The sequence below is a fragment of the Streptomyces yamdrokensis genome (genome assembly GCF_053890455.1).
The window spans coordinates 706,897-726,857 of the sequence record NZ_CM132679.1; the positions used below are offsets into that span (position 1 = coordinate 706,897).

A 19,961-nucleotide genomic window follows, 5' to 3' on the forward strand; every position below is an offset into this window, starting at 1 on the left:
TCAGGCGGTGTGGGGGCGGTCGGTGCTCTTCAGACGTTCCGCGAGGGCACGGCCGATCTCTGTGACGGGGCCGGGCAGAGTCATGTCGTGGTGGCCGCAGGCGACGGGGTGCGGGTCGAGGCGTCCGCCGACGTACGGCGTCCAGGATGTGGGGGCCGGCGCGTCCGTCCCCGGGTCCGGTTCTGCGGTGAACAGCAGGACGTCACCGTCGAAGTGCCGGGGGACGAACTCCCGTTGCAGCCGGGCGTGGCGGGCGGTGACGCCGGGCCACACCCGCAGCGTCCGCGGCGGGATGTCGGTGAGGGGCGCGCCCTCGCGCCGCAGGACCTCGCGGGCCGCCTCCGCGTCCACCGGGCCGCCGTCCGGGAAGCCGGGTGCCTCGTGGCCGAGGAACCGCAGCAGCCGGGCGAGGACGTCACCGTCCGTCCAGTCCTGCGAGGGCGATCCGTCGGTCCCGGCACGCCTGACGGCGGCGGCGGTCGCGTCGGGCGGGTAGGCGTCGAGCAGGGCCAGCAGCGCGACCTCCTCCCCCGCCTCGCGCAGCCGCACCGCCATCTCGTGGGCCACCAGGCCGCCGAAGGACCAGCCCAGCAGGTGGTACGGGCCCTCGGGCTGGACCTCGCGGATCCGGGCCAGGTAGTCCTCGGCCATCTCGCCCACGGACGCGGGCGGTTCCTCGGCCCGGGCCAGCCCCCTGGCCTGGAGCCCGTACAGCGGCCGGTCCTCGCCGAGGGAGCGGAGCAGGCCGGCGTACGGCCAGCTCAGCCCGGCCCACGGGTGGACGCAGAACAAGGGTGGTCGGGTGCCCGTGGCGCGCAGCGGCAGCAGGACCTCCAGGGCCCGCGTGGCCTCCTCGGCTCCGGTCCCGCGCCCGCTGCCGGAACGCAGCAGACGGGCCAGGGCCTCGGGGGTGGGCGCGTCCAGCAGCGAGCGGATGCCCAGGGCGGTACCGGAGCCAAAGCCGGTGGCCGAGCGGATACGGCCCAGCAGCCGGACCGCGAGCAGCGAGTGTCCCCCCAACCCGAAGAAGCTGTCCTCGGGGCCGACCCGGTCCACGCCGAGTACCTCGGCGAACAGCTCACAGAGCAGCCGCTCCTCGGTGTCGCGCGGCGGGCGCCCGCCTCCGGACGCGGTGAACGAGGGTTCGGGCAACGCCCTCCGGTCCAGCTTGCCGTTCACGGTGAGGGGCAGGTCCGGCAGGGTGACGACGGCCGCGGGCACCATGTACTCCGGCAGACGGTCCGCGACGTACTGCCGCAGCAGGGCCGGTTCGACGGCCGCGGGGGCCGGGTCGGCGACGGCGGGCACGGCGTAGGCGATCAGCCGAGTCCCGCCCTGCCCGTCGGCCCGTACGACGACGGCGGCGCGGGCGATGCCGGGGTGGGCGCGCAGGACCGCCTCGACCTCGCCCGGCTCGATCCGTACCCCGCGCACCTTGACCTGTTGGTCGGCGCGGCCCAGGTACTCCAGTGCACCGTCGGCGCGCCGGCGGGCCAGGTCGCCGGTGCGGTACATGCGCCCGCCCGTACCGTCCGTGCCGTACGGGTCGAACGGGTCGGCGACGAAGCGTTCGGCGGTCGGCGCGGGCCTGCCGTGGTAGCCGCGCGCGAGCTGTACCCCGGCGAGGTACAGCTCGCCGGTGGCCCCGGGCGGCACCGGACGCAGCGCCGCGTCCAGGACGTACACCCGGGTGTTCCAGATCGGCCGGCCGATCGGCACGGGACCCCGGGCGTCCGGCTCGCAGTCCCAGTGGGTGACGTCGACGGCCGCCTCCGTGGGGCCGTACAGGTTGTGCAGCGACACCTCGGGCAGCACGGTGTGGAAGCGGGCCGCCAGGTCGGCGGGGAGTTCCTCGCCACTGCACACCACCCGGCGCAGTCCGGTGCACCCGGCCGCGGTGGGCTCGTCGAGGAACGCGCCGAGCATCGACGGCACGAAGTGCGCCGTCGTCACGTGTTCGGCGCGTATCAGCTCCGCGAGGTAGGCCGGTTCCCGGTGCCCCTCGGGACGGGCGACGACCAGGGCCGCGCCGGTGACGAGCGGCCAGAACAGCTCCCACACGGAGACGTCGAAGCCGGCCGGGGTCTTGTGCAGCACCCGGTCCCCGGCGGTGAGCCCGTACGCGTCCTGCATCCACAACAGGCGGTTGACGACGGCCTCGTGCGAGACGGCGACGCCCTTGGGCCGGCCGGTGGAGCCGGAGGTGTGGATGACGTAGGCGGGGTTGCGCGGGTCGGGGGTGGTGTCCATGTCGGAGGTGCGCGTCTCGTCGCCGGTGTCGGCGTCCACGACGAGGACGGACGTGTCACCTGCGGGCAGCGGGGACTGTGCCGCCACCGCTTCGGTGACCAGGATCCGGACCGGTTCGGTGTCCCCGAGGAGCAGGGCGATGCGTTCCGCCGGAAGGCCCGGGTCGACGGGGACGTACGCGGCGCCCGTCCCGAGTACCGCCAGGAGGGCTATGACCAGGTCGGCGGAGCGGGGCACGGCGACGGCGACACGGGTCTCCGGTCCGGCTCCGGCCCGGCGCAGGCGGTCGGCGAGGGCGGAGGCGCGGGCGGCCAGCTCGCTGTAGGTCAGCCGCTGTGTTCCGTGGACGACGGCCGGCGCGTCGGGTGTACGGGTGACCTGGGCGGCGAACAGCTCGGGGAGGGTGGTCGGCGCGAGGGGCACCGCCGTGTCGTTCCACCGGGTGAGGACCAGTTCGCGCTCCTCGTCACGGAGCACGTCGACGGCCGCCAGCCTCCGGCCGGGCTCCGTGGTGAACTCCCGCAGCAGCAGGCCCAGCCGTTCCGCCAGCGCGGTCACGGCCGCGTGGTCGAAGTGCGCGGGCTGGTAGCCGAGGCGGAGGGTGAGGGCACCGCCCGGGGAGCCCGGTGAGCCTTCGGTTCCCCGGAACCCCTGGGTCACGATCAGGCTCAGCGGGTAGTGGGTGGCGTCCCGGCCCTTCACCCCGGTGAGCCGCGGCCCGGAGGCGCCTGCCCGCGGGGCGAGCGACTCCCGGTCGACCGGGTAGTTCTCGAAGACCACGAGGGTGTCGAAGAGCGCGGGGTGACCGGACAGCCTCGTGACCTCGCTCAGACCGAGGTGCTGGTGGGCCATCAGGGACGACTGGCCGGTCTGGAGTCCGGTGAGCGTCTGGCGGACGGTTGCCCGCGGGTCGAGGGCGACCCGGACGGGCAGCGTGTTGATGAAGAGTCCGACCATGGACTCGACCCCGGCGACCTCCGGCGGGCGGCCCGCGACCGTGGCGCCGAAGACGACGTCGTCACGGCCCGTCATGCGGGACAGCAGCACCGCCCAGGCGCCCTGCACCAGGGTGTTGACCGTCAGGCCCGCTTCCCGGGCCAGCCGGTGCAGGGCCGCGACCGTGTCGGAGGGCAGTTCCAGGGCGACGTGGCCGGGTTCGGCCGTGGACGCGCCGGCCGCCCCGGGGACGAGCAGCGTCGGTTCGTCCAGCCCGGCCAGTTCGGCGGTCCAGGCGGCCCTGGCGGCCTCCCGGTCCTGGGACGCGAGCCAGGCGAGGTAGTCGCCGTACGGGGTGACGGCGGGCAGTCCGGCCGCCGAGCCCCGCGCCGCGTACAGCGCGAACATCTCGCGGAGCAGCACGGGCATGGACCAGCCGTCGAGCAGGATGTGGTGTGGCGTCAGGACGAGGCTGTGGTGCTCCTCGTCGTGCTTGACCAGCGCGACCCTCAGCAGCGGAGGCCGCGACAGGTCGAACCGCGCCGACCGCTCCTCCTCGGCGACGCGGTCACGCCGGACGGTGTGCTCCGTCGCCGGTACGCCGGTCAGGTCCACGGTGCGCCAGGGCAGTCCGGGGTCGCGCACGATGACCTGGACGGGGGCGTCGGTGGCGTCGTGCACGAACCCGGCCCGCAGGTTGGCGTGCCGGCGCAGCAGTGCCGTCCACGCCTCGCGCAGGACCGACGCGTCCAGGGGGCCGGCCAGGTCGAGTACGAGCTGGGCGGTGTAGACGTCGGTGTCCTGGGCGTCGTACAGCGCGTGGAACAGGAAGCCGTCCTGGAGCGGGGAGAGCGGGAGGACGTCCTCCAGGCCCGGGTGTGCGGCCTCGAGGGTCTCCACCTGCTCCTGGGTCAGGGACACGAGGGGGAAGTCGGACGGCGTGTGGCCGCCGTTCTCCGCGCCCGCACCCGCCAGGGTCCCAAGGGCCCGCAGCCACCGCTCGGCCAGCTCCCGCACCTCGGCCTCGTCGAGCAGCTCCCCCGCCCAGGAGAACGTCGCCGACAGCACCGGGCCGTCCGCCCCGTCGACCGTGACGGCGTTGATGTCCAAGGCGTGCGCGAGCGGGGTGGACGGATCGGCGTCGGGTCCCCCGGGCTGTGCGACCGGCGACCAGTCGGCACCGGACGGGGAGGCGGACGTCGGCGTGCGCCCGAGGTAGTTGAAGCCGATCTGCGGCTCGGCGAGGGCCGCGAGGGCGGTCGCGGTGTCGGCGTTGAGGTGGCGGAGGAGGCCGTACCCGAAGCCGTCGCCGGGTACCGCCCGCAGCTGTTCCTTGGCCCGCTTGACGGCGTCCGCGGGGTCGTCCCCAAAGGCGGCGACGTCGAGCCGTACGGGGTGGACGCGGGTGAACCAGCCCACCGTGCGGGAGAGATCCACGTCCGCCCGGTCGCCGTCACGGCCGTGGCCCTCCAGGTCGACGAGCACACCGCCGTCGGTGTCCACGCCCCGCGCCTCGCGCCACTGACGCACGGCGAGGGCCAGCGCGCCCAGCAGCACGTCGTCGACGCCGCCGTGGAAGGCGGCCGGGACGGACGACAGCAGCGGTGCCGTGTGCGCCCCCGGCAGCGTCACCGTCAGCCGTCGTGCCGTGCCGGCGGTATCGCGCGCGGGGTCCAGGTCCCGGCTGCCGAGCGTCGGCTCACCGCTCCTCGACGTCTTCTGCCAGTACGCGAGTTCGGCGGTCACCCGCGGGTCCTGCGCCTGCTCGCCGAGCAGTCCCGCCCAACGCCGGAACGACGTACCCACCGGGTCCAGCCGCACCGGCTCCCCGGCCGCCACCGACTCCCACGCCTCCCGCAGGTCCGGCAACAGGATCCGCCACGACACCCCGTCCACCGCCAGATGGTGCACCACGACCAACAACCGGCCCGACACCTCCGGGCCCGCGTCGAACCACACCACCTGCACCATCACACCCGACTCCGGCGCCAGCCGCGCCACCGCCGCACGCGCCTCCCCCACCACATCGACATCCACACCGGCCGACGACACCCGGCGCACACACCGGGCAGCGTCCACCGAACCCCGCTCACCCACCTCCAACGCCCAGTCCTCCGTCACCCGCAACCGCAGCACGTCGTGGTGGTCCAGCAGCGCCTGCACCGCCGATGCCAGCCGCTCCTCCCCCAGCCCGCCCGGGACCTGGAGCAGCACCGACTGCTGGAAACCCTCCGCCGTGCCCCGCCACTCCCGCAGCCAGCGCATCACCGGAGTCGCCTCGACCGGACCCGTACCGTCGTCCTCGACAGCGTCCGCCGCTTCCTCGCCGACGGTGCGGCAGACCTCCGCCAGCGCGGCCGGTGTCCGGTGCTCGAAGATCTCGCGCGGGGTGAGCACCAGACCGGCCCGCCGCGCCCGGCTGACCAGCTGGATCGACATGATGCTGTCCCCGCCCAGCGCGAAGAACCCGTCGTCCACGCCGACCCGCTCCACACCCAGCACGTCCGCGAACAGGGCGCAGAGGGTCCGCTCCTCGGGAGTGTGCGGTGCCCGTCCTCCGCCCGTCGTGCCGGCGAAGCCGGGCACGGGCAGGGCCGCGCGGTCGAGCTTGGCGTTCGCGGTCAGCGGCAGTGCGTCGAGCAGGAGAACGTCGGAGGGGACCATGTACTCCGGCAACCGCTCGGCGAGGCTCGCCCGGAGCGTGTCGGGGTCGGGCCTGCGTCCCGGTTCGGGCACGACGTAGCCGACGAGGTGCTTGCCTCCGGAGGGCGCCCGCTGTACGAGGACCACGGCATCGGCGACCTCGTCCTGTTCGCCCAGTACGCCCTCGATCTCGCCGAGTTCGATGCGGAAGCCGCGGATCTTGACCTGGTGGTCGGCCCGCCCGAGGAACTCCAGCACTCCGTCCGGGGTCCAGCGCACCAGGTCGCCCGTGCGGTACATACGGGTACCGGCCCGACCGAACGGATCGGCGACGAACCGCTCCGCGGTCAGCGCGGACCGGTGCACGTAGCCGCGCGCCAGGGCGTCACCGGCGATGTACAGCTCACCCACCGCGCCGGGCGGCACCGGCCGCAGCCGGCCGTCGAGCACATAGGCCCGCATGCCGTCACGGGCACGGCCGATGGGGACGCTGCCCGGCACCCGGGCCGCGTCCCGCATGGTGTGCTGGGTGGCGAACAGGGTGATCTCGGTCGGGCCGTAGATGTCGGTGACGTCCGTGTTCGGGCACGCGTTCAGGACACGTCGCACGGACGCCGACGAGACCACGTCTCCGCCGGTCAGCACCTCCCGGACCCTCTCCAGGCAGCCGGGGTCCTCCTCCGCGACCACCCTGAACAGTCCGGCGGTGAGCAGCAGCGAGGTCACGTCGTGCGTGCGGACCGTGCGGGCGATGGTGGGTACGTCGAGGTCGCCGGGTGGTGCGACGACGACCTCGCCGCCGCCGAGCAGGGGCATCCACAGCTCGTAGGTGGACGGGTCGAAGCCGTATGGCGAGTGCAGCAGCACCCGGTGCGGGACCGTGTCGGCACGAGAGGCGGCACCGGTGTTCCATCGGCGGTCGGTGGCCAGGCCGACCACTCCTCGGTGGGTGATCTCCACGCCCTTCGGCTCGCCGGTGGAGCCGGACGTGAACATCACGTAGGCGGCGCTGTCCGGCAGGACGCGCACGGCGGGGGCCGGGACGGGGGGCTCCTCCGGACGGTCGTCGCCATCGGCCGGGACCGGGACCTCGTGCTCGATTCCGGGCAGGGCGTCGGTGGTCGTGCTGCCGTCCGTGACCACGACGCGGCACCCGGCCAGTCGTGTCATCGAGGCGAGCCGGGCCTCCGGCAGTCTTCCGTCGAGGGGCACGTAGGCCGCTCCGGCCTTCAGCACGCCGAGGATCGCCGTCACGACCTCCGGCGAACGCTCCATCAGCAGGGCGACACGCTCCTCCGGCCTCACCCCCAGGGACACCAGCCGGGCCGCGAGGCGGTCCGCCCGCTCGTCGAGCTCCCGGTAGGTCCGCACCCCGCCGTCCCAGCGGACGGCCACGGCCCCCGGCGTACGCGCCACCTGCGCCGCGAACGCCTCGACGACGCTCGTCGCGGCCTTCGTCGTATCCGCGTCGGCGTCGTTCCAGTCGGCCAGGATGCGGTGCCGCTCCTCGACGGTGAGGACTTCGACGGAACCGGACGGGCGGGTGGGGTCGTCGGCGAGCGTCCGCAGCAGCGTGCGGAACCGGTCGGTGAGCGTGCGTGCGGCCTCCTCGGTGAACAGGTGCGGCATGTAGTGGAGCCGCAGCCACAGTTCGTCGTCACGGAGTCCGGCGGCGAGGGTCACCGGGTAGTGGGTCGCGTCGTGGACCTTCGAGCCGCTGACGGCGAGACCCGAGGACGGGACGGACCCTTCGGCGACCGGGTAGTTCTCGAAGACGACGAGGCTGTCGAACAACCGCGGCAGACCGGACAGCCTGTTGATCCGGCTCAGACCGATGTGCTGGTGGGCCATCAGCTTCGACTGGGCGGTCTGGACGCGCAGCAAAAGGTCGGCCAGCCGCTCGGCCGGATCGAGGACGACCCGGACCGGAAGGGTGTTGATGAACAGGCCCGCCATGGACTCGATGCCGGGCACCTCCGGCGGCCGGCCGGAGACCGTCGTGCCGAAGACCACGTCGTCACGGCCGGTCAGCCGGGACAGCAGCAGCGCCCAGGCGCCCTGCACCAGGGTGTTGACCGTCAGGCCCCGGTCCCGCGCCAGCCGGCGCAGTGCCGTCACGGTCGGCGCGGGGAGCTCCGTGTCAATCCTGGCGGGGACGCCCGGCGCCCCGGCGATGGCGGCCGAGGTGTCCGGGGCCAGGAGGGTCGGCTCCTCCACCCCGTCGAGCTCGTCCGCCCAGGCCCTCTCGGCCGCCTGTCCGTCCTGTGCGGCGAGCCAGACGAGGTAGTCGCTGTAGGGGGTGGACGGCGGCAGGTCCGCGCCGGTGCCGTCGGCGGCGGCAGCGTACAGGGTGAACAGTTCCTTCGCGAGGACGGGGACCGACCAGCCGTCGAACAGGATGTGGTGGTTCGTCAGGACGAGACGGTGCCGGGTGTCGCTCAGGCCCACGACGGTGAGGCGCATGAGCGGTGCCCGCGCCGGATCGAGGCGCTTCGCATGCTCCTCGGCGGCGATCCGGCCGGCTTCCGCCTCCGCGTCCGCCTCGGGCAGGGCGCGCAGATCGACGGTTCGCCAGGGGAGTCCGGGGTCGCGGACGACCACCTGGACGGGGACGCCGGCGACGTCGGGCACGAACGCGGCCCGCAGGTTGGCGTGGCGGCGCAGCAGCGCCGTCCATGCCTCCCGCAGGGTCGCCTCGTCCAGCCGCCCGTCCAGGTCCAGTTCGACCTGAGCGGTGTAGACGTCGGTGCCCTCGTGGTCGTAGTGGGCGTGGAAGAGCAGGCCCTCCTGGAGCGGGGAGAGCGGGAGGACGTCCTCCAGGCCGGGGTACGCGGCCTCGAGGGTCTCCACCTGCTCCTGCGTGAGGGCGGGTACGAGGGGGAAGTCGGACGGCGTGTGGCCGCCGGCCTCGGTGCCGGTGCGCGCCAGCGCCTCCAGCGACCGCAGCCACCGCTCGGCCAGGTCCCGCACCTCGGCCTCGTCGAGCAGACCGCCCGCCCACGCGAACGTCGCCGACAGCACCGGACCCTCGGGGCCGTCCTTCGCGATGGCGTTGATCTCGAGAGCGTGCGGCAGCGCCGTCGCCGGGCCCTCGAGTCCGCCCGGCCGGTCGAGCGGAGTCCAGTCGGCCGAGGACACGGAGATCGTGCGGCCCAGGTAGTTGAAGCCGATCTGCGGCTCGGCGAGGGCCGCGAGGGCGGTCGCGGTGTCGGCGTTGAGGTGGCGGAGGAGGCCGTACCCGAAGCCGTCGCCGGGTACCGCCCGCAGCTGTTCCTTGGCCCGCTTGACGGCGTCCGCGGGGTCGTCCCCAAAGGCGGCGACGTCGAGCCGTACGGGGTGGACGCGGGTGAACCAGCCCACCGTGCGGGAGAGGTCCACGTCCGCCCGGTCGCCGTCACGGCCGTGGCCCTCCAGGTCGACGAGCACACCGCCGTCGGTGTCCACGCCCCGCGCCTCGCGCCACTGACGCACGGCGAGGGCCAGCGCGCCCAGCAGCACGTCGTCGACGCCGCCGTGGAAGGCGGCCGGGACGGACGACAGCAGCGGTGCCGTGTGCGCCCCCGGCAGCGTCACCGTCAGGTGCCGGGCGGTGGCGGTGGTGTCCCGCGACCGGTCCAGCGCGCGACGGCCGAGCGGGAGCTCGTCCGTGCCCAGCATGTGCGTCCAGTAGGGGAGTTCCTCCAGCAGCGCCGGGTCCTGCGCCTGCTCGCCGAGCAGTCCCGCCCAACGCCGGAACGACGTACCCACCGGGTCCAGCCGCACCGGCTCCCCGGCCGCCACCGACTCCCACGCCTCCCGCAGGTCCGGCAACAGGATCCGCCACGACACCCCGTCCACCGCCAGATGGTGCACCACGACCAACAACCGGCCCGACACCTCCGGGCCCGCGTCGAACCACACCACCTGCACCATCACACCCGACTCCGGCGCCAGCCGCGCCACCGCCGCACGCGCCTCCCCCACCACATCGACATCCACACCGGCCGACGACACCCGGCGCACACACCGGGCAGCGTCCACCGAACCCCGCTCACCCACCTCCAACGCCCAGTCCTCCGTCACCCGCAACCGCAGCACGTCGTGGTGGTCCAGCAGCGCCTGCACCGCCGATGCCAGCCGCTCCTCCCCCAGCCCGCCCGGGACCTGGAGCAGCACCGACTGCTGGAAACCCTCCGCCGTGCCCCGCCACTCCCGCAGCCAGCGCATCACCGGAGTCGCTTCGACCGGACCCGTACCGTCGTCCTCCGCCGTGGTGGCGGTGCCGTCGGCGTCGCGGCACACGTGTGCCAGTGCGGCGGGGTTCTGCCGCTCGAAGATCTCGCGCGGGGTGAGCACCAGACCGGCCCGCCGCGCCCGGCTGACCAGCTGGATCGACATGATGCTGTCCCCGCCCAGCGCGAAGAACCCGTCGTCCACGCCGACCCGCTCCACACCCAGCACGTCCGCGAACAGGGCGCAGAGCAGCCTCTCCCGTTCCGTGCGGGGTTCCCTGCCGCTGCCCGCGCCCTCCGGGTGCGGCACCGGGAGGGCGGTGCGGTCCAGCTTCCCGTGCCGGGTCAGGGGCAGTGCGTCCAGGACCTGCAGGGTGCTCGGGAGCGCGTACTCCGGCAGCCGCTCGGCGACCAGGGCGCGCAGCCGGCCGGTGTCGAGGGTGCGGCCCGGTTCGGGCACGACATAGCCGGCCAGGTGCTTGGCACCGGAGGGCGCCCGGTGCACCAGGACGACGGAGTCGGCCACGTCGTCCTGTTCGCCGAGGGCCGCCTCGATCTCGCCGAGTTCGATGCGGAAGCCGCGGATCTTGACCTGGTGGTCGGCCCGCCCGAGGAACTCCAGCACTCCGTCCGGGGTCCAGCGCACCAGGTCGCCCGTGCGGTACATACGGGTACCGGCCCGACCGAACGGATCGGCGACGAACCGCTCCGCCGTCTGCGCGAACCAGTTCAGGTAGCCGCGCGCCAGGGCGTCACCGGCGATGTACAGCTCACCCACCGCGCCGGGCGGCACCGGCCGCAGCCGGCCGTCGAGCACATAGGCCCGCATGCCGTCACGGGCACGGCCGATCGGCACGGTCGACGGTACCGAACGCCGGTCGGCCATGGTGTGGGCGGTGGCGTAGACGGTGATCTCGGTCGGGCCGTACGCGTCGGTGATCACGGTGTCGGGACAGTGCTCCAGCACCCGGCGGACGGTGGCGGCCGTGACGACATCGCCGCCGACCATCACCTCGCGGACGCCGGCGAGGCAGCCCGGGTCCTCCTCGGCCACCACGCGGAAGAGCCCGGCCGTCAGCAGGAGCAGGGTGACCTCGTGCTCGCGGACCGCCCGGGCGATGGCCGCCACGTCGGGCTCGCCGGGCGGGGCCACCACGACCTCCCCGCCGTTCAGCAGGGGCGTCCACAGCTCACAGGTGGACGGGTCGAAGCCGTACGGCGAGTGCAGCAGCGTCCGGATGGGGCGATCGGCCGCCGTCCTCGTCCAGTGACGGTCCGCGGCCAGGCCGACCACACCGCGCTGGGTGGCCGTCACGCCCTTCGGTTCGCCGGTACTGCCCGACGTGAACATCACGTAGGCGGCGTTGTCCGGGTGGGGGCGCACCACGGGAGGTACGACGGCCGGGTCCTGTCGCGGGTCGTCGTCGGTCACCGCGAGGAAGTGGGCGGCTCGGGGCAGCAGGCCGGGCGCCGTGCCCCGGTGGGTCTCGTCGGTGACGACCACCGACGCCCCGGTCTGCCGCAGCATCTCGTCCAGCCTGGCCCGGGGCAGGTCGGGGGCGAGGGGCACGTAGGCCGCTCCGGCCTTCAGCACGCCGAGGATCGCCGTCACGACCTCCGGCGAACGCTCCATCAGCAGGGCGACACGCTCCTCCGGCCTCACCCCCAGGGACACCAGCCGGGCCGCGAGGCGGTCCGCCCGCTCGTCGAGCTCCCGGTAGGTCCGCACCCCGCCGTCCCAGCGGACGGCCACGGCCCCCGGCGTACGCGCCACCTGCGCCGCGAACGCCTCGACGACGCTCGTCGCGGCCTTCGTCGTATCCGCGTCGGCGTCGTTCCAGTCGGCCAGGACGCGGTGCCGCTCCTCCGGCGACAACACGTCCACCGTGCCGGCGGGCCGGTGGGGGTCGTCCACGAACGCCCGCAGCACCCGCACGAACCGGTCGGCCAGCACGCGTGCTTCCTCGTCGCCGAACGCGGCGGGCGCGTACTCGATGCGCAGGGACAATCCCTGCTCCCGCGGTGCGGCGATCAGCATGAGCCGGTAGTGGGCGGCCTCACGGGTCTCCACGCGGGTGAGGGTGAGGGAGGTGCCGGTGAGGGCCGTGGCCTTCTCGTCGACCGGGTAGTTCTCGTAGACCATGGCCGAGTCGAACAGACGGGGCAGGCCTGCGAGACTCTGGATGGCGCTCAGCCCGAGGTACTGGTGGGCAATCAGCCCGGCCTGCTCGTCCTGGAGGCCGCGCAGCAATTCCTCGAGGGTCCGGTCCTGGTCCAGCCGCGCCCTGACGGGCAGGGTGTTGATGAACAGGCCCGCCATGGTCTCGATGCCGGGCACCTCCGGCGGCCGGCCGGACACCGTCGTGCCGAAGACCACGTCGTCACGGCCGGTCAGCCGGGACAGCAGCAGCGCCCAGGCGCCCTGGAGGACCGTGTTGACGGTGAGCCCGCGGGACCTGGCCCACGTGACGAGGCGAGTGGCAAGGCCCGGAGGGAGCTCGGGGCTCACCCGTCCGGGGCGCGCGGCCGGCGCCATCCGGTCGGAGGCGGTGGGGGCGACGAGCGTGGGCTCGTCCACCCCGTCCAGAGCCCGGGCCCAGGCGGCATGCGCGCCGTCGCGGTCCTGCGCGGCCAGCCAGCGCAGGTAGTCGCCGTAGGGGGCGGCCCGAGGCAGCGTGACCGTCGGGCTCCCGGCCGCGTACAGGGCGAACAGATCACGGGCCAGGACGGGCACCGACCAGCCGTCCAACAGGATGTGATGGTGCGTCAGGATGAGTCGGTGGCGTTTGTCGCCGAGGCGGAGCAGCGCGGCCCGCAGCAGGGGCGGGCGCGCCGGGTCGAAGCGCTCGGCGAGCTCCGCGTCCGCGATCCGGTCGCTCTCCGCGGCCTGCGCGGTATCGGGCAGAGCGCTCAGGTCCGCCGTCAGCCACGGGAGTCCGGGATCACGGGCGATCACCTGGACGGGGGTGTCCGTGATGTCGTGGACGAACGCGGCCCGCAGGTTGGCGTGCCGGTCCAGCAGCGCCGTACAGGCGGTCCTGAGCGCGTCCGCGTCGAGCGGCCCTTCGAGGTCCAGGCAGAGCTGCGGGGTGTAGACGTCGCTCTCGCCGCCGTCGTAGACGGCGTGGAAGAGCAGGCCCTCCTGGAGCGGGGAGAGCGGGAGGACGTCCTCCAGGCCGGGGTACGCGGCCTCGAGGGCCTCCACCTGCTCCTGGGTGAGGGGTACGAGGGGGAAGTCGGACGGCGTGTGGCCGCCGGTATCGGCATCCGTGCCCGCGAGGGTCTCCAGCGCCCGCAGCCACCGCTCGGCCAGGTCCCGCACCTCGGCCTCGTCGAGCAGTTCCCCCGCCCAGGAGAACGTCGCCGACAGCACCGGGCCCTTTGCGCCGTCGACCGCGACCGCGTTGACGTCGAGCGCGTGCAGCAGCGGGGTGGCCGGATCGGTGCCGGCGCCCAGTCCGTGCGCGTCGTCGGCCACCGTCCAGTCGGCGCTTCCGTCGGTGCTTCCGGACGCGGACGAGGCCTGGGCGTCCAGGGACATGGTCGTACGGCCGAGGTAGTTGAAGCCGATCTGCGGCCGGGCACAGTGCATCAGGAGCGGGGCCGTCTGCGGGTTGAGATAGCGCAGCAGGCCGTGGCCGAAGCCCTGGCCGGGCACCCGGCCGAGCTGCTCCTTGGCCTGCTTGACGGCGTCCGCGGGGTCGTCCCCAAAGGCGGCGACGTCGAGCCGTACGGGGTGGACGCGGGTGAACCAGCCCACCGTGCGGGAGAGGTCCACGTCCGCCCGGTCGCCGTCACGGCCGTGGCCCTCCAGGTCGACGAGCACACCGCCGTCGGTGTCCACGCCCCGCGCCTCGCGCCACTGACGCACGGCGAGGGCCAGCGCGCCCAGCAGCACGTCGTCGACGCCGCCGTGGAAGGCGGCCGGGACGGACGACAGCAGCGGTGCCGTGTGCACCCCCGGCAGCGTCACCGTGAGCTGCCGCGCCGTGCCCACCGTGTCCTGCACGGGGTTCAGCAGGCGGGAACCGAGCGGCGGCTCCGGAGCCGCGAACGTGTCGGTCCAGTAGGGGAGTTCCTCCAGCAGCGCCGGGTCCTGCGCCTGCTCGCCGAGCAGTCCCGCCCAACGCCGGAACGACGTACCCACCGGGTCCAGCCGCACCGGCTCCCCGGCCGCCACCGACTCCCACGCCTCCCGCAGGTCCGGCAACAGGATCCGCCACGACACCCCGTCCACCGCCAGATGGTGCACCACGACCAACAACCGGCCCGACACCTCCGGGCCCGCGTCGAACCACACCACCTGCACCACCACACCCGACTCCGGCGCCAGCCGCGCCACCGCCGCACGCGCCTCCCCCACCACATCGACATCCACACCGGCCGACGACACCCGGCGCACACACCGGGCAGCGTCCACCGAACCCCGCTCACCCACCTCCAACGCCCAGACCAGTCCGCCCGCCGTCCGGGTCAGCCGCAGTCGCAGGGCGTCGTGGTGGTCCAGCAGCGCCTGCACCGCCGATGCCAGCCGCTCCTCCCCCAGCCCGCCCGGGACCTGGAGCAGCACCGACTGGTGGAAGGCGTCGACGGGTCCGCGACGCTCGCGCAACCGGTGGACGATCGGGGTGAGTTCGACGGGTCCGGTCCCGTCGTCCTCGGCGCGGACGGCCGGCCGGTCGTCCGCGCGTCTGCTGACCCGCGCGAGTTCGGCCACCGTCTGGTGGGTGAAGACGTCGCGCGGGGTGAGGACCAGACCGGCCCGCCGCGCCCGGCTGACCAGCTGGATCGACATGATGCTGTCCCCGCCCAGCGCGAAGAACCCGTCGTCCACGCCCACGCTTCCGGCGTCGGCGCCGAGCAGTTCGGCGAAGATGCGGCAGAGGGTCTCCTCGGCCGGGGTGCGCGGGGCGCGTCCTCCGTCCGCCGTGCCGGTGGGGTCGGGCACGGGCAGGGCCGCGCGGTCCAGCTTGCCGTTGAGGGTGACGGGGAGGGCGTCGAGCACCATGATCTCGGCGGGGACCAGGTACTCGGGCAGGGTGTCGGCGGCCCGGCGGCGCACCCGTCCACCGTCCAGGGTGCGGCCCCGCTCGGGCACGACGTAGCCGACCAGGCGCCGGCCGCCGGAGGGAGCCTCGTGGGCCACGACCACGGCGGCGCTCACGCCCTCCTGCTCGCCGAGCGCGGCCGCGGCCTCGCCCGGCTCCACGCGTACGCCGCCGATCTTGACTTGGTCGTCGACGCGGCCCAGGTACTCCAGTTCGCCGTTCTCCGTCCAGCGGGCGAGGTCGCCGCTGCGGTACATCCGGGCGCCGGGCGGCCCGAAGGGGTCGGCGACGAAGCTCTCCGCCGTGGCGCCGGGGCGGCCCAGATAGCCGCGGGCCAGCTGGGCACCGGCGATCCACAGCTCGCCGGAGGCGCCCGGCGGTACCGGCTCCAGGGCCGCGTCGAGGACGTACAGGCGGGTGTTGGCGACCGGGTGGCCGAGCGGCGGCGGACCCTCGGGGTCGGCGGGGCAGCGCCACCAGGTGACGTCGATGGCGGCCTCGGTGGGACCGTACTGGTTGAACAGAGCCACACCTGAGGCGCCGAGCACGTCGTGGAAGCGCCGTACGAGGTCGGCGGGCAGGGCCTCGCCGCCCGAGAACACCCGGCGCAGCCCCGTGCAGCCGGCTGCGGCCGACTGCTCCAGGAAGGCGCGCAGGACGGTCGGCACGAAGTGCGCGGTGGTGACGGACCGGTCCCGTATCAGCTCGGCGAGCCGGGCGGGGTCGCGGTGCGCCTCGGGCTCGGCGACGACCACGGCGGCGCCGGCGAGCACCGGCCAGAACAGCTCCCACACGGAGACGTCGAAGCCGGCGGAGGCCTTGTGCAGCACCCGGTCGTCGGACTGGAGACCGTACTGCTCCTGCATGCCCCACAGACGGTTGACGACGGCCCGGTGCGGGATGGCGACGCCCTTGGGGCGCCCCGTCGAGCCGGAGGTGTGGATGACGTAGGCGGTGCTGTCGCAGTGCGGCGCCGCGAACCCGGCGGCGGGCCCTGAGGCGTCCTGCGGCCCGGGCGCCCCGTCGAGCGGCAGGACCGGGGCCCGCACGGCGGAGGGCAGCAGACCGCGTGCCTCCTCCGTGGTCACCACGCACACCGGGTCGGTGTCGGCGAGCAGCAGGGCGATGCGCTCGGCCGGGAGGTCGGGGTCCACGGGCACGTACGCGGCACCGGTCCGCAGGACCGCGTGCAGGGCCACGGGCAGGCCGGTCGAGCGCGGGACGAGCACCGCGACGCGGCGCTCCGGTCGGGCCCCGAGCGCGCGCAGGCGGCGGGCGAGGGCCTCGACGCGGGTGTCCAGCTGTGCGTAGGTGAGCCGGTCGGCACCGCAGACGACGGCCTCGGCGTGCGGGGTGCGCGCGACGCGGTCGGCGAGGAGTTCGGGCACGGTGGCGGACGGGACGTCCATGGCGGTGTCGTTCCAGTCGGTGAGTACCCGCCGGCGTTCGTCGTCGGCGGTGGTGGCGGCCCGGGACACGGTGAGGTCCGGGTCGTCGGCGAAGGACTCCAGGAGCCGGGTCCAGCGCCGGGTGAGAAGCCGTACCGTCGCGGAGGTGAAGCGGTCCGCGCGGTATTCGACACGGCCGTCGATCCCGTCCGGAACGCCCTCGGGGGTGCGGTGTTCGGCCATGTTGAAGGAGAGGTCGAAGCGGGCGGTGGCGGTGCCGATGCGGATCAGCTCGGCGGTGAGGCCGGGGAGTTCGACGGCGTCGCGGGTGAGCTCGGGCTGGGCGGCCAGCATCACCTGGAACAGCGGGTTGCGGTCCAGGGAGCGGGTCACGCCCAGGTGGTCGACGAGACGCTCGAAGGGAACGTCCTGGTGGGCATAGGCGGTGAGGTCGGTCTCCCGCACCCGTCGCAGCAACTCGCGGAAGTCCGGGTCGCCGCTGGTGTCGGTGCGCAGGACGAGCGTGTTGACGAAACATCCCACGAGGTCCTCCAGCACCTCGTCACCGCGCCCGGCCACGGCCGTGCCGAGCGGGATGTCCGTACCGGAGCCGAGGCGGGTCAGCAGCGTGGCGAGGGCCGCCTGGAGCGTCATGAAGACGGTGGCGGAGTGCTCGCGAGCCAGCTCCGCCAGGCGGGCGTGGAGCGGTGCCGGGATGCGGAAGAGGTACGAGCCGCCGGGTGCGCTGCCGGTGGAGTCATCCGATGGGACGGTGGTGTCACCGGACGCGGCGGCGGTGGGGTCCACGGGCAGGTCGATGCGGTCCGGCAGGTCCGCGAGCCGCTGCCGCCAGTGCGCGAACTGACGGCCCGTCACCCCGTCCGCACCGTCGTCGGCGAGCAGGTCGTGCTGCCACAGGCTGTAGTCGGCGTACTGGACGGGCAGCGGGGCCCAGTCGGGCGCCTGCCCCCGCGTACGGCTGCGGTAGGCGGTGGACAGGTCGGCCGCCAGCGGTCCGAACGACCAGCCGTCGGCGGCGATGTGGTGCAGCACCAGTGCCAGAACGTGGTCGTCCTCCCCCAGCTCGAACAGGGCCGCCCGCAGCGGGATCTCGGCAGCCAGGTCGAAGGGCCGGCGGACGGTCCGCTCCAGCTCGGTGGTCAGGTCCGCCTCCGCGACGCGGACCGCCTCCAGTTCCGGGACGGCCCGCTCGGCATCGGCGTCCAGGATGTCCTGGCGGGGGCGGCCGTCGACGTCGGGGAAGACGGTGCGCAGCGCCTCGTGACGGGTGGTCAGGTCGGCAAGCGCGACGCGCAGGGCGTGGAGGTCGAGGGGACCGCGCAGCCGCAGCACCACCCGCATGTGGTAGCCGTCCGTGGCGCCCTCGGCGAACTGGTGCAGGAACCACAGGCGGCGCTGGGCAAAGGACAGCGGGATGTCGTCGGGCCTGGGGCCGGCGGCAGGACGGGGACGGGGCGGGGCGCCGGCAGCGGCGGCGACGCGTTCGGCGAGTTCCGCGATCGTGGGGGCCTCGAAGACGGCGCGGACCGGCAGGTCGGCGCCGAGCGCGTTGCGTATGTGGGCGACGAGGCGGGTGGCGAGCAGCGAGTGTCCGCCCAGGTCGAAGAAGCTGTCGTCGATGCCGATCCGGCCGACGCCGAGGAGGCGCGCGTACAGGCCGCACAGCACTTCCTCGAGCGGCGTGCGCGCCTCGCGGCCGCCGTCCGCCGCGGAGCCGTCCGCGGCGCCGGGGTCGGGCAGGGCGCGGCGGTCGACCTTGCCGTTGGGGGTGAGCGGCAGCCGGTCCAGGACGACGAACGCGGAAGGCACCATGTAGCCGGGCAGGCCTGCCGCGGCGTGGCGGCGCAACTCGGCCGGAGCCGGGATGTTCCCGAGCCCGGCCCCGGTTCCGGTCTCCAAGACGACGTAGGCGACCAGTCGGAGGTCGCCCTCGGGCGTGTCCCGGCGTACGTCCGCGACGGCGCGGGCGACCGCCTCGTGGCCCTCCAGGACCGCCTCGATCTCGCCGAGTTCGACGCGGTGGCCGCGCACCTTGACCTGGTGGTCGGCGCGGCCGAGGTGGTCCAGGCGGCCGTCCGCGGTCCAGCGGGCCAGGTCGCCGGTGCGGTACATGCGGGTGCCGGGCGGGCCGTACGGGTCGGCGAGGAAGCGCTCGGCGGACGGACCGGGGCGGCCCGCGTACCCCCGGGTGACGCCGGGACCGGCCAGGTAGAGCTCGCCGGGCGTTCCGGCGGGGACCATGCGCAGCCGGTGGTCCAGGACGTAGGCACGGACGCCCGGGCGGGGACGGCCGATCAGGAAGCGCCCGTCGGACCGCCGTGCCCCGGGCTCGTCCACCGCCTGGAAGGTGCTGCTCATGGTCGCCTCGGTGGGCCCGTACTGGTTGACGACCAGCGGGTTCCCGAGGGCGGCCGTCTGCTGGAGATGGCCTTCGGTGAGCGCTTCGCCGCAGGTCATCACCAACCGCGGGGAGGGACGTTCGCCGACGGGCAGTTGTGCGGCCTCTTCGTTCAGGGCGGCCAGCAGGGACGGTACGACGGAGAGCAGCACGGTGACCCGGTGGTGGCGCATGGCGCGGACGAGGGCGCGTGCGTCGTTGGCCTCGTCGGACGGCACCATGACGACACGCCCGCCGGCGGCCAGGGTGCCGAGGATGTCGCGCACCGATGGGTCGAAGGAGACGGACGCCAGGTTGAGCACGACGTCGTCGGGGCCGAGCCGGGCGATCCCGGAAGTCAGGTACGAGAAGTAGGCGGCGACTCCCCGGTGCGGCACCACGACCGCCTTGGGCCGCCCGGTGGAACCCGAGGTGTGGATGACGTAGGCCGGGTGGCCGGGCGTCAGCGGCGCGGTGCGCTCGTCGTCGGTGGGGTCGCTGTCCGGCAGGGCGCGCAGCGCGCGTCCGGTGTCCGGATCGTCGAGCCGTACGGCGCCGGAGCGGACGTCCTCGGGAAGCGACGCGGCCGCCTCGGTGGTGGTCAGCACCGTCACCGGCCCGGCGTCGCCGAGCATGTACGCGATGCGGTCCGCCGGGTAACCGGGGTCCACCGGGAGATACGCCGCACCGGCCTTGAGGACCGCCAGCAGGGCCACCACCAGTTCCGGGGAGCGGGGCACCGCGACGGCGACGGTCCGTTCGGGCCCGGCGCCCCGGGCGATGAGCAGGCGGGCGAGGCGGTTGGCGCGGGCGTGCAGTTCGCGGTGGGTGAGCCGCTCGTCCCCGAGGAGAACCGCTGGGGTGTCGGGGGCGGTGGCCGTCCGGTCCTCGAGAACGCCGGTGACGATGCCGGCTGCCGCGGTCCCGTCCTGAGTTCCCTGCCAGGCGGTCAGCAGGTGGCCGCGTTCGCGCGGGGTGAGGACTCCGGCGCGGCCGGCGGGCCGGTCCAGGCCGTCGCCGAGCTCCTCGAAGAGGCGCACCAGCCGGTCCATGAGCGCTTCGGCGGCGGCCCGGTCGTAGGCGGAGG

The 19,961-nt window shown here is 74.3% G+C and carries 1 protein-coding gene (running past one end of the window); it reads right to left on the bottom strand.

The window, feature by feature from the left end; all coding sequences use genetic code 11:
* Positions 1-19,961 carry the 3' portion of a non-ribosomal peptide synthase/polyketide synthase gene (locus tag ACWZEH_RS02695; RefSeq protein WP_456195350.1) on the bottom strand. It continues 9,085 nt past the right edge of the window, so only the last 19,961 of its 29,046 coding nucleotides appear in the window; its start codon lies beyond the right edge, outside the window; it ends in the stop codon at positions 1-3.